The organism is Bacillus cereus group sp. BfR-BA-01311 (assembly GCF_022664295.1).
Classification (GTDB): domain Bacteria; phylum Bacillota; class Bacilli; order Bacillales; family Bacillaceae_G; genus Bacillus_A; species Bacillus_A cereus.
Genome location: NZ_JAKUHC010000014.1, coordinates 52,977 through 65,787, shown reverse-complemented (window position 1 = coordinate 65,787; position 12,811 = coordinate 52,977). Strand labels below are relative to the sequence as shown.

The window sequence follows — 12,811 nt, the reverse complement described above, 5'->3', positions numbered from 1 at the left end:
TTTTATATATTTCAATAAGATATAGTATAATAATAATAGATAATATAAAAAAGATATTCGAACATTATATTTAAAACATATTATTCATTAAGAAAAGGATGATGACGATGACAAAATTATCTTATAGTGGTTTAAAATATGGGGAAAGTGATGTAGAAATAAAATTATTGGTGGATATACAAAATGATTAGTTTGAGGTAACACATACCAAGGAAGTGTCTCAAGTAATGAATAAATCAACAGGTGAATATATTATAGTAAATCGAAACACCTTGAAATTTGAGGTTGTTTCATAATACGAATAAAATATAAAACAATTAAACTCTATGCAACTGCCTATATTGTAGACCACTCAACAACCTTATAACTTAATTTTGTGTTAGTTAATTAATTATATTGCAATAGACATTCTATATTTATTATAAGAAAAAGAGACTCTATCGTTTTAATAAAGTCTCCGCCCGCCATAACTAGTTATCTTTCCTTAACGTCTTTTTTAGCCTTTTATTAGCTACATACAAATAAGGTTTGCTCTTAAAAACTCCATGTTTGAAATAAGAATAACTACCTTTTAAAACTGTAATCTGAAATCTTTCAGACTGTAACAGCACCCAATACTTACCTTCATCAAGAACCACACCAGATACATTCTTACCATTAGCAAAACATACAGTAATTTCATCTCCGACAGAAAAAACATATTCTGTTAGTTTTTTATGACCAGCTGTTTTCATTTCCTCTATATAAAAATCATTTAACTCCAATAAAGGAGTATGTTTTACATGTGCAATATAAGATAAGGCACTCTTCATAATTGTACAATAATTGCCTTTCTCTGTTTTGATATACAAATAATAGGCACCCTCAGATAACACAAATCCTTTCATACGCTTACCATCTTTAAATACACAAGAAACCTTCTCCCCTATCTCAAACACAAATGATGTTTTCTTATCCTTAGGATTAAAATTAGGGGATCTTTCTTCAACTGTTGCAAACTCTTCATGCCTAATATATTTCACTTCTGCAAAATTAACAGTTACCTGATAAAAACTATCGTCCCCCTCCACATCTACAACACAATAATATTCTTCAATGGTCATAACTTTCCCTTTTAACAAAGTGTCATGACCAAGTAACTTAATCTCTACAGTAGCCCCCTCATAAATACATAGGAATGTCTATATCTGCCCTTGTTATCACGATCTATAGAATAATTTTTACCCATATAACACACCACCAGTATAATAAATTTCTAAAACAATCTAAGTAATTTCACATACCATAATGAATCTATAACTAACAATAACAAAAAATTAACCCCAAACATCAAAGAAAAAAACATATATTAAACGCATAACGCTATAGCTGTCTCACCAAAGAAGCTATCGTAGATATAATTATGTATTGGCACAGTGGACAATTAAATTCAACCAGCTGGTAACCCCTCGATGATGCTATGCGACACTGTTTCTTCTGCCATAGCGCTATTACTTTTTGCTTGTAATAGGATATTACCCATTTTGGGGAATATCTTGTTTAAATAGCTTAAGTAATTTTCTTTTTTTTGCCCTTTTTCACGTAATGCAAATGAAATTAACATTCCAATTGTTGAAAATCCCGTTCTTGCTGCTTTACCTTTCCCTTCTACAGTCTTATATATTTTATTACTCTTCTTCAAGACAGTATTTAAGGTACTTCTAGGTATATTAAGCGCTTCACATAGCTCTTTTTGTGTAAAGTATAACACAGGTTTATTCTTAGAATTCATTGATAGGAAGGCAGCAATATCAGCTTCCCACTCATGCCAATGCGAACGCACCCGATCTTCACGCTGCTTTTTATGTTTTCTCCAAAAGGCAGCTGGAGATCGAAAAGAATTTACCTGCCCAGGTGTCGTATACATTTGAAGGAGTCGATCGATGTAATCTTTATGTGCAGCTTGGTACTTCCCAGAGTATGCTGACATTACAATTCCTCTAACCTCTTCATGATCTAACGGCTGTTCCAGGTTACTATTAAATTGGTCCATCATATCTAAGGTTTCCCTAATTGACACTTCACTTTGAAAACACGCTAAAGAAAGGGTGAAAATCGCATTGTTTCGCCCTGCTTTTGTTTGTTTTGGTGCAATGTTTGTGCAATTAATAACTTGTTTAAACCATGCTTCTTCTATCTGTTTTGGTTGTTCTACAGGTTTATTTTTAGAAAAAGGTGTCTCAATTACATTATGTTCTCCTGGACTTACAAAAAACTTTTTACCCTTATTATCATCTTGGCGTTTACTCCACTCCTGCAACTCCTTGAAAGAATAAAGATTTTCCTCAAAGAACATAATCATATTCTCTTCCGATGGCATTCTGAAGAAGCCAAAGTGATTACATGTTAAGTCCACTTGTGGTAGGCTTTCAGCAAACATTTCTCTCAAGTTTTGAGATATTCTTTTTGCTGATTTAATAGCGATATAGTTCTTTTTATTTGTTACATATACAGCTTGATCCAATACATAATACACTTGATATCCCTTTGTAGTTTGAAGAATCATAGTAGGCACACCAAAGCCAGCATTTAATGCAACATCGTTAATTGCCGTCATTGGGAATGACTTTGAATCAATATCGATTACAAAGCAATTGATTTGCTGTAAATTTTTTTCTGTATGGCCAACAATTGTACGAAGCCTATTTTCGCTATATGTACCAAAATTATATACATTCGGTGTCCAGTGAGAAGCTTGTCCTACATGATCCAGTACAGCTTCTTCAGAAGTTAATACAACGCCACGCGTCCCGAATTTCGCACTTAAATCTTCTTTTTTACGTGTAATGAAAATAGATCCTTTTTTATTTTTCTTACCGTTTAGAATCTTCTTTTCAAATTTCTCTTGAGCTGCAATAGAAACAAGTGCAGCGTTTGAATTTTGATGTTTATATTTACGAACACCATTATGAAGTATAAGATTAATAGCTTTCTGTACTGTATTCATGTTGGATCTCCTTTCTACTAGATTTAAAACAATAAAAAAAGGTGAGCAGTTAAATCACTGCTCACCTAAATAAATAGACTCCCCGAATTGTATACAAAGTTAGAAAAATCCATAATTAAATACACTTATAGATGCACTTAAATAAGGGTTTCTATCTTTACAAATCTACACTAATTAACTATACTAATAGGAGATATTTCATATTAGTATAGTTAATTAGAACGGTTTGGGAAGTTTACTCACTGATACAGCAGTGACGTAAATGGAATACAAGATGTTTCCAGCAAATTGTATTCACCAAGAAGTAGAAATGTTTCCAGCAGATCTACTTCCTCTGTCCACGAGATTTCCAAGTCTCATAGACAGCCGTTCTTTTTTATTTGTTTTTTTGTTTATGTGTCTTATATATCCTACAAATTCTTCCGAATTTTTTATGTATATTATCAAACTAAATCGAATTGCGTTGAGAAACTTGTTGTCTATAACGTTACAACAAGTTTTTTTGTTTGTAAACAAGGAATTTCAACAAAACTCCTTTCATTTACACATGTGAACATGTGTAAATGTGTAAATGTGTAAATCGCCTCTCATCTGCTTTTATTCTATTAATTAGACAAAAATCATCGGAATGATTTTTACACTTGTGTAAATGTACACTTGTGTAAATGTGGACGTGATTATTCATATTGATCCATTGAAATCTTATTATATCAGCGTTTATCTTTTAAATGTGAACTTGTGTAAATGTGGACATGTGAACTTGTGTAAAAATACATTGATGTTTTTTTAGCCTAGTAGTATAATTGCATTAAAGAGTTTTTACACATGTGAACTTGTGTAAATGTGTATATGTGTAAACGAACGAAAAGTTTTTTGGAGGGATACATATGGAATTAAAAAGACCATTAACTATTACTGTAGCAAACAGTAAAGGTGGCGTTGGTAAGTCTACTATTGTAAGACACTTATCTTATCATTTAGCTTTAAAGGGATATAAAGTTCTAACAGTTGATATGGACCCGCAAGCCAATACAACAAAAACAATGATCTTAACAAGAAAAAGAATTAATGATGAATACTTTGCTTTTGACAAAACATTAATGAGAGCTGTACAAGATGGTAGTTTAGAAGACATGCAGTTGAATATAATGGAGAATTTAGATTTACTACCTTCTCATAGTGACTTCGAAAACTTTGAAACTTTACTAACATCAAGATTTGGTCATACTGAACCTTCGGATCCTAACTATCATCAAGTAGAGGCTAATAAGATTAATTACTTTAGACACCTATTAGAACCTTTGAAACAAAATTATGACTTTGTTATCATTGACAGTCCACCTACAGCATCTTATTATACAAAAAGCTCTGCAATAGCAAGTGACTATGTACTCGTTGCATTCCAAACACAAAGTGATAGTTTAGATGGTGCTAATGATTATATCTCTCGATTCTTAAGAAAATTAGTAGAAGAATTTAATGCTCCACTTGATGTAATCGGCATATTACCAAATCAATTACACAGTGCTGGTAAAATCGATGCAACAGTATTACAAGATGCAAAAAACATTTTTGGAGAAAATAATTTATTTAAAAATTTAATACCTTACGCTAAAAGAATCCAAAGCATTCCACGTATCGGTTTAAATAAAGATCAATATTGGGACAAGAAATTATTTATTGAAGTTTTTGAACCATTTACAGATGAATTTTTAGAACGAATTGAGAAAATGGAGGAATTGAGAAATGAGTAATAACATGGGGTTTTTCGGAAAAAAGGAGGGCGGGGAGAAACCTGGCGCTAAAAATAAAGGAGTGAAAATTGATGTTGGCTATAAAGCTGATGTCATTCCCTCTACACCTTATGATCCTAGTTTACCTGCAAAAGCAACACTAGTGAATGGCGATAAGCGTGGTACTATTCGAATGCCTTTAGAAACTAAACATGAATTTGATGCATTACTTGAGATTTCAGAATATCAATATGCTTATGAACTGCTTGGTGAAATGCATAACTTATATATGGAAAAATTGTCTCCTGAACAACTTAGACTATTCCACGCACAACTTGAAAACATCAAACGCAAAGCTGCTCTTAAAGAAGCAAAGAAACAACAAAAGAAATAAAAATAACATGTGTAAATGTGTACATGTGGTCTTTTACACATTTACACATGTTATACCTAAATAAAACATATAGACTGATATACACCTTATATATATGTGTAGTAGCCATAAACCGCTATATTTTTTTAAAATAAACTCTGTGTACATGTGTACAAGTGCACATGTACACAGCTAGAAAGGAGCGATAACCATGCGAACCCTCGGTATTATAAGTTTAATAGTCATAGATTTAGTACTTTTAAATGTAATTTCTCTACATACAATTGGAACATTATCTCTCATAATAGGGCTTTTAATAGCAATTATGATTGGTACTTACTTTTTATATTATATTGTTCTTAGCTTCCTAGCGCTTTTCACTACTATCGTTGGAATTATTATGGTTATCTGCTCAATTTCTTATCCCTTTCTAGGCTAATGTAGCTAACCCCTGGGAAGATTTATATGAATCTTAATGAAGAATTAAAGATCATTCTTAGATATAAAAAGTTATTACCTGAAGCTTATTCAATTGGAGGAGATGAGGAAATTAAGTTTATTCGTAACGGTCATATATATATGTACTTCGCTATCACTTCACCATATAACGAGACACGTTATTATCTAATAGACGATTCATTGGATACTTATCAGCTTAAAGGCAATAAGTAGCTATATTCCATGACTCTATAGCGCTATAGCTCTTGAGAAAAGAGAACACGAATGATGCCAGAATAAAATAGAAATGACTCTAACATAATTGAGGAAAACATGGATTTCTATAAACTTTCAGTATTGCCTTCCTCTATACCATTATAAATATCTCCAATTTTATTTGCTTTATATTGAAGAAATTCGTTCTCCTTAACCCATTCAAAAAGCTCGTCAATCTCCGTGTTGGTACAAAGAGTTGTGAATATATAGAAATAAGATCTCGCATGTATCGCTTCAAATGAGGCAAATACAGTTAAAACAGCTTTTTCCTGCAAGTCGGTTGCAAAGGCAGCAATCAGATACCGTATTGGTGCTACATTTTGATATCTCGCTTATTTCATTTGCTTCGATACTATTGCTGACACTGTTAGTTTTCGAAGTAGACAAAAAGTTCAATGCCCGAGAACTTTTCATAAGGAAAGGGATGCGGATCCAATTCTATCTACATACAATTTACATCTATGCGGTTATTTACGGTGGAGCACTTGTACGACATATGAATGCAAGTCTTGTTTGTGGAGACTTCCCACTTTGCTCCAATGCTGATTTCTAGCCTTTACGGTTTAAGCATTTCGCAGATGGTGCATATGCTACACCTTGGAGCATCTATGCTAGTACTTATCTGTTCCTTCAACATTATGCTTCAGGTAATCCGCCATTATAAAGAACGTGCAGTGATGGTTAAGGGGTGGATCCTTAACTTTTGCTTATTGGTAGCACAATCTCTTGTGGATGTACTTGCCATCTTCACAGGAATGAACTTATTTATTTCCCTACTGCATTCGTTGATTATCAGCATCTATTTCGGAATCATGACTTATTTTTTTATCCTCTTGTCCTTCCGAAGTGCAAAATTTGAAAGAGATTATTAAAAGAGAGACTGGGACGAAATAAACAAAAGGGGAATAAGACGCAAAAGCCGGGAAATTTATCACAATGTAGCTATAAATTATTAGAAGAAGTATCCCTTTCGGATGCTTTTTCTTTGCTATATAAAATTTACATAATAAATGAGGGATTAACTAAACTAGACATCTAAAATTGTAACAGTAATTAATAGTCTCACACATTGATTCATAACTAAAATATTTTAAATACACGTTTGTTTAATTTTCCTATCCCTAATTTATTCATCAAATACATAAAAAAGATAAGAAAACTCTATTTATATATATTTAAGAATTATAGTTAGAGATAATAATAATTCCATTTTATTTTATTGAATTAAATATAAATATAATCATAGATTTTTAGATAAGAATGCACCATTCTTCTCCATTTACCTATGTCTATATTTTATCTAATTTATTATGATATCAAAATTGATTTAAAACGTTTTATATAAAATCAATAAATGGGATTTTTAGAGGAAAGGCGGGCTTTTATTTTTAATTAACACAATTTTCAAACATTAAAACTCTGGATGTTAATATTTGTTATATAATGGAATCAAGCCGTAATCAATATGGTTTCCCCGTTACGAATAATGTGATAATTTATGTGTCCTGTGTATTTGCTTTTCTTATTGTATTTAGAGTAGAACCTTCTAAATACAATAGAAACAATAAGGAAGTATTTATCTTTCGTTTACTAACTAAAATTTTGCGATACAATTAATGTAGTAGAACCTATGAAGAAATATGATATTAAGCGTTCTTCATTTTATAAATTTACTAAACAGTATGAAGAAGCAAAAAAAGGGAACCCTAACGAATAATTAATGAAGATTCAGGGGGTACCAAATGGAATATAAAACAAAGGTAATGATTGGGGATTACGTTCAATTTTTATATCGTAAAAATCCTAATTTACAATTAATCGGATATGTAGTAAGTGTTCTACAGAATACAATTGTTGTAGATATTACAGAGCTAATGGGAATTGAAGTAGATGATCTTAGGCAAGTAGTAAAACATGGTTGCTATAATAAAGTGGTTCATAAGCAAATCAAAAATAATGTTTCATAAAAATTGCGCCTAGATATATCTAGGCGCAATTTTTATGGTAAGTAGTTCAATTTATTATTTTACATCGAGAGAGGCAATCTATTTCAAGTATCTATATTGCTTTATATAAATGAATTTTCCAAGCGGATTTGTTTGATATAAATATTTTTTCAAGAGATAAATTATTTTCTGCTGCATTTTCAATTGGGACAGCAGAAAATATGTAACGACCACCCATTTTTTTAAAATGCTCTATATTTAGCTCTACATTTTCCAAGCTTTTGTTCGAATTTTTTGTAAACATATAGTGTTTTCCAAGTTCTTCGATGAAAATATAACAGCGGCCACCCCATTCATCAAAATACGTACGAATCGTTTCATTCTTCGCTAGTTCCTTCTCAATTATTTTTCGAAATTCATATTTATATGATAGAGGATAAAAATTGTTATATGTATCAAGTGTATAGAATCCATTGTACTGTGCGATAGCAGGATGTAAACCAATATTAGCGACACGGTACTGCTCCAAAGGTAAATCGATATACTCTTTTATCTTCTGGAATTGTTCTTCTGCAAAAAATTCCTTTACTGAAGGTTTATTTTGAAAAATAATTTCCTCATTAAAAAAGCTTAATAAAATAATTTGAGCAATCACAAAACCTGTTACAGCGTGTCTCCATATTTTCCCTTGTAACCATAAAACTTTTAATCCAAGAGCGAATAATACATAAATAACTAACGGTCGCAAAAAATGATAACGTGCAAAATTGAATGTATCCAAAATGTGAAAACGTTTTGTTAATGGAAGCCAACCTTTATAAAACCAAAAAGCATACCAAATTGACAAAGCTATATTAAACCAAAACAAAAAGACAAAGACTTTTTCTTGCTTCCATTGTTTCTTAGTAATGATAAAATAAAAAGCAATAAGTATGACAGGTAAAATGACAAATGTATGGACTGTCATGACATGGGTATGTCCGAAAAGAAAATTTTTTACTGTGAGGCGGAGAGACCGCCATAACGATAATTTTGCATGAAAATATTCGTCTCTACTGTTAGGTGCAGTAGAGAAAAAGAAGGAAGATACTAAGCGATATTCTACAATCATGTAAATGAGCGTCATATAAATAATTGAAAAAAGAAAACGAAAGTTCCATTCTTTTTTTTTAACTAAGTCTACTAACCAAAGAACCCCTATGCCGCTTAAAAAAAAGAAAAAACCTAAAACAATACTCGAATATAGAGGAATAAGAGTAAGTACGAAATAGTTCTTCCAAGATCTTTCACCTTTTCGAATATTTAAAAATGCCCAAAGTGCAAGAGGCATTCCGAGAGTACTAAGCATTCCTGACGGCCAGAAAGGAGTAAGAGCAAAAGCTAATGAAACTCCTATTGAAATGATCCTCCATTCCTCTCTAGGTAAAAAATGTTGTTTTAAAAGAATATACATCCCTATAAACGCAACCACTCTTGTAATCGTTTGACTCAATGCATACGCAACCATATTTGAAAAAAAAGCATACAACCAAACAATACCACTAAATTCCGTGCTAAATGCGTTTCTTGACAATTTATTGTTTATCACTTGTGGAATGGTAGCATCCATTGGACCTATTATCTCTCCGCTCCTTGCCAAAACCTTATACCAGGACAAATTGGAATCAAGGTTATCATGAACACGAATATGCGCATTTTCTCCAAGAATAAATAAAGGCGATAAATAAAGAATGAGTATAATTGCTGCAAAAATAAGGAACTTGTTTTCTTTTTTATTCTGGTTTAAAAACATTGATTGCACCTCAAGAAATTTTTGAAAAGTTTATTTATAAAATTTCCTAAACGAAAGAAATTATCCTTGGGTTATCAAGGTGCTATAAGTTTAAAGGTGAAATAGAAGGGGGAAACATCGGATGAAAATGGTATTATTTTGTGATCTTGATTAGTTTTAAGAAAGAAAATTGTACGTTTAGACATAAATTAACCGGTTCCTTGTAAGATAAAGAACCGGCTATCTATTTACTGTTTTTTTGATGGGGTTATTGTCTTGTAATGGTGATGATTATTAGTTTGGTTACTATGTTTCTTTTGGTTGTTAGGTATAATTTAACCAGAAAATCCCATATTTACCAAGTTTACTTTGGATGGAATAAATGTGGTACACCTTATGATTCAAGTTTACTAGCAAAGGTAACACTAGTTAACGGTGATAAGCGTGGTACTATTCGAATGCCTTTAGAAACTAAACATGAATTTGATGCATTACTTGAGATTTCAGAATATCAATATGCTTATGAACTGCTTGGTGAAATGCATAACTTATATATGGAAAAATTGTCTCCTGAACAACTTAGACTATTCCACGCACAACTTGAAAACATCAAACGCAAAGCTGCTCTTAAAGAAGCAAAGAAACAACAAAAGAAATAAAAATAACATGTGTAAATGTGTACATGTGGTCTTTTACACATTTACACATGTTATACCTACATAAAACATATAGACTGATATACACCCTATATATATGTATAGTAGCGATAAATCGCTATATTTTTAAAAAAAGAATTTTGTGTACATGTGTATAAGTACACAAATGCACATGTGCACAATTATGAAGCCGCGATAACTATGAAAACCTTCGGTATTATAGGCTTAGTAGTCATAGCTAGAATCAAACCTATAGGAAATGCCAGGACTTCTATCCAACTTATCCCTTCATTTTTCCTTGCTATATAGAACGTAGTTATACCGATAATTAAAACTCCTAATACAATTAAAATTAATCCTAGTGTCATTCACCTACCATCTTTTCCTATTTATATTACCATAAATAAACAGCCTTTATAATTACTTCTTTATAAAATAAAAAAGCAGCGAATTCGCTACTTTTAATTAACAATGATACAGTTGACCACGAATTTCGCCAGTAGGATGCTGTACTGTATGAACATTAATATAAATGTTTCCAGCGATGATTTCATTTACAAGAGCATCTAATGTTTGACCAGCCAACGGCCCAACCAAATCTTCTTGAGTGATTATTCCTGTAAAAGTTGCACACTCTATTGAAACTGGATTTGTTATAGGTCCAAATAAAAAAGCTACAACAGGACCGTTTGTTCCTTTTGCTCCTAGATGCAGATGGGCAACTACTACATTCTCTAAATCGAATAACTCCACCTTAAATTTTAAACTAAGCTCGTCCCGGCTCAATTTAAAGAAAGCTTGTCCTCGTGCATCTGTTTCTACTGGTGGAACTTCATTTCTACCACGTAACTTTGCGAAGAACATATTTATCACTCCTATGCTTTTTATTTACTCCTAATATATTCATGTCCTTCTTAAATGGTGACAAAATAAAAAAGCAGCTGTTAGGCTTTAACTGTTTATTATTTACTTATATTTCTTCTTCATTAAATGATTTTAGTACATCTCTTTTTAAATCCAATCTCTTGCAAACCATCTCCTTGAATTCTTTCATAGATAAGAAATCCACTAATGGATCATTCAACACTTCCCATATACCTATCAGTTCTGTATATTTAGGTGTTCCCATAAAATATTCATGTGATTTTACAGCTTCAAAGTGTCTATAGAATTCCCAATGACATTCTTCACATAAAGGAATAAGGTTTTCATATTCGTTTGTTTCGCCTGTTTTTAACGGAATTTTATGGTGCAGGTGAACATCTACTTTTGAAAAACATTTTTCGCATATTTTAGGTTTCTTAGGTTTCTTCCAGTATTACTTACTTATATTTCGAAATTCCTGCTGTAGCTATTCATATTCCTCCATCATAGTTCCCCCTCTTTTAATTCTTTCGCTTTAGCGTAAATAGTAGAAGGCGGAACTCCCGTCATTTTTGAAATATCATTTACACTCAATCCATTCTCTTTCCTATTAAAGAATAAGTTCATAGCCTGCTTAACCTGTTTTTCATCCTGTCCCTTTCGCCCCATATGTTTGCCTATTGCTTTAGCTCTTTCTCTTCCTTCAGCTGTTCTTTCATTAATCAAATCTCTTTCAAACTCAGCAATAGCTCCTAACATAGTAAACATTAATTTACCCGCAGGCGTTGAAAAATCAATTTGTTCTTTAAGAAATACCACCGCTATTCCTCGATTACTATTAGCTCCACTGTACTTTTCAGAATATACTTTGTCACATCCATCTTCTATTAACCTTTCAATTTGTTCATCTAAGTATTGATCTTTTGTACTTACCCTTGCATAACCAACAATAGCCATCCAAATCAACTCAAAATAGTCTAAAAGTCTTAAGAAAGATATACTTTTAGACTATCTTTTAGCCATTAACAACTATCTGTTTACAAAATTTTTGCACTATAAATTTTAATTGTACAAAAGGATCAATTTTTAGACAGGGAAAAAGAAATTTTCGCCTTCTTTGTGTTCGTTTGTTTTGCTTAAATAGGTTAATCTATTAATTCTTATAAATCTTTAAATTCAATCATTACATATTACCGTTTTATTCATATACTATAGTAGATTGCTAGAAAGGAGGCGTAACCATGGATAGTTGCGTTGTGTTTGTAAATGGACAACCTTTTTTAGTTCTTTCAGTAGCTGGTATTGAAATTGCTAGATTAGAGATTTCTCTTCAAGTAGCATTAGCTCTAAGAGTGCTTGGAATACCAATCTGCGATTAATTACGATATCAAAAAAAGAGGGCATTAGCTCTCTTCTTTTATTTACCCCTTATCTTTCCTTAACAACAAACAAGACACCACCAGATCACGGCAGCGCCTACGATAATTGCTATTGGTTTTATCATGCGTAATTCCATCCAATTCATGGTTACTATTCTAAATAGACCAACGATGTATTATAATCCTTTATATACCCAAGGAGGTTTATCATGCTCAGCTTTCATAAAAAACTACCCATCTTAGGATTCTTTTTGTTTTTATACGGTTTCATCAGTATCATCGTTTTATTACTATTCCTTAACGTGTAGCAACAAAGCGTATAAATATATGTTTAATGTGTAATTTCTATATAACAAAGAAAAAAGCACCCTATTTTCCAGAGTGCCTTA

General features: G+C 31.9%; 14 protein-coding genes and 2 pseudogenes. 9 read left to right on the top strand and 7 right to left on the bottom strand.

The features are described from left to right. Window positions 1-107: 107 nt before the first annotated feature. A pseudogene (locus MR136_RS28675) lies at window positions 108-296 on the top strand (hypothetical protein). Window positions 297-470: 174 nt separating this feature from the next. Here the strand turns inward: MR136_RS28675 and MR136_RS23695 are convergent. Then, window positions 471-1,228, bottom strand: a pseudogene (locus MR136_RS23695) (hypothetical protein). 201 nt (window positions 1,229-1,429) lie between these two features. Continuing rightward, on the bottom strand, window positions 1,430-2,986 hold the full coding sequence (repS, locus tag MR136_RS23690) for a replication initiation protein RepS (RefSeq protein ID WP_078421272.1): 1,557 nt from the start codon (window positions 2,984-2,986) through the stop codon (window positions 1,430-1,432). Between the two features lie 887 nt (window positions 2,987-3,873). Here repS and MR136_RS23685 point away from each other — a divergent pair. The 4 genes from MR136_RS23685 to MR136_RS23670 all read left to right on the top strand — a co-directional run bounded on the left by MR136_RS23685 (window position 3,874) and on the right by MR136_RS23670 (window position 5,764). Next, window positions 3,874-4,740 (top strand): ParA family protein, encoded by an 867-nt coding sequence (locus MR136_RS23685; protein WP_071728659.1) that lies wholly within the window; start codon window positions 3,874-3,876, stop codon window positions 4,738-4,740. Next, entirely contained in the window at window positions 4,733-5,113 is a 381-nt protein-coding gene (locus MR136_RS23680) for a hypothetical protein (protein WP_078421273.1), read from the top strand. The genes MR136_RS23685 and MR136_RS23680 overlap by 8 nt, the downstream gene beginning before the upstream one ends. Window positions 5,114-5,303: 190 nt before the next feature. Further along, window positions 5,304-5,531, top strand: a complete 228-nt coding sequence (locus tag MR136_RS23675) for a hypothetical protein (protein WP_071728771.1) — start codon at window positions 5,304-5,306, stop codon at window positions 5,529-5,531. Between the two features lie 26 nt (window positions 5,532-5,557). Continuing rightward, a complete protein-coding gene (locus MR136_RS23670) occupies window positions 5,558-5,764 on the top strand; it encodes a hypothetical protein (RefSeq protein WP_071728770.1) in 207 nt (68 codons plus the stop codon). A 107-nt stretch (window positions 5,765-5,871) separates the two neighbouring features. Here MR136_RS23670 and MR136_RS23665 read toward each other — a convergent pair whose 3' ends face one another. Beyond that, the gene (locus tag MR136_RS23665) at window positions 5,872-6,081 is read right to left on the bottom strand and encodes a ribonucleotide-diphosphate reductase subunit beta (RefSeq protein WP_242259639.1); all 210 of its coding nucleotides are present in this window, start codon (window positions 6,079-6,081) and stop codon (window positions 5,872-5,874) included. On the opposite strand from MR136_RS23665, the gene MR136_RS28670 reads away from it, so the two are divergent. Then, window positions 6,045-6,359, top strand: coding sequence for a COX15/CtaA family protein (locus tag MR136_RS28670; RefSeq protein ID WP_139365867.1), 315 nt, complete (start codon window positions 6,045-6,047; stop codon window positions 6,357-6,359). The two genes, MR136_RS23665 and MR136_RS28670, sit on opposite strands and share 37 nt — an antisense overlap. 1,189 nt (window positions 6,360-7,548) lie before the next feature. Next, window positions 7,549-7,773 (top strand): DUF2187 family protein, encoded by a 225-nt coding sequence (locus MR136_RS23660; protein ID WP_071728768.1) that lies wholly within the window; start codon window positions 7,549-7,551, stop codon window positions 7,771-7,773. Between the two features lie 91 nt (window positions 7,774-7,864). Here MR136_RS23660 and MR136_RS23655 read toward each other — a convergent pair whose 3' ends face one another. Next, complete coding sequence (locus MR136_RS23655) at window positions 7,865-9,544, bottom strand: DUF6044 family protein (RefSeq protein ID WP_078421274.1); 1,680 nt, start codon at window positions 9,542-9,544, stop codon at window positions 7,865-7,867. A 260-nt stretch (window positions 9,545-9,804) separates the two neighbouring features. On the opposite strand from MR136_RS23655, the gene MR136_RS23650 reads away from it, so the two are divergent. Beyond that, on the top strand, window positions 9,805-10,182 hold the full coding sequence (locus MR136_RS23650) for a hypothetical protein (protein ID WP_242259638.1): 378 nt from the start codon (window positions 9,805-9,807) through the stop codon (window positions 10,180-10,182). Window positions 10,183-10,644: 462 nt separating this feature from the next. Here the strand turns inward: MR136_RS23650 and MR136_RS23645 are convergent, their stop codons facing one another. From MR136_RS23645 to MR136_RS23635, 3 genes are all read right to left on the bottom strand, one after another. Next, entirely contained in the window at window positions 10,645-11,043 is a 399-nt protein-coding gene (locus MR136_RS23645; protein ID WP_071728561.1) for a CHRD domain-containing protein, read from the bottom strand. Between the two features lie 106 nt (window positions 11,044-11,149). Further along, window positions 11,150-11,470: an HNH endonuclease gene (locus MR136_RS23640; RefSeq protein ID WP_071728562.1), complete on the bottom strand. Its 321-nt coding sequence runs from the start codon at window positions 11,468-11,470 to the stop codon at window positions 11,150-11,152. A 77-nt stretch (window positions 11,471-11,547) separates the two neighbouring features. Further along, a complete protein-coding gene (locus MR136_RS23635) occupies window positions 11,548-12,000 on the bottom strand; it encodes a recombinase family protein (RefSeq protein ID WP_071728563.1) in 453 nt (150 codons plus the stop codon). Window positions 12,001-12,284: 284 nt separating this feature from the next. Here MR136_RS23635 and MR136_RS23630 point away from each other — a divergent pair, with 284 nt between their 5' ends. Continuing rightward, on the top strand, window positions 12,285-12,422 hold the full coding sequence (locus MR136_RS23630) for a DUF3956 domain-containing protein (RefSeq protein WP_000376554.1): 138 nt from the start codon (window positions 12,285-12,287) through the stop codon (window positions 12,420-12,422). Window positions 12,423-12,811 lie beyond the last annotated feature (389 nt).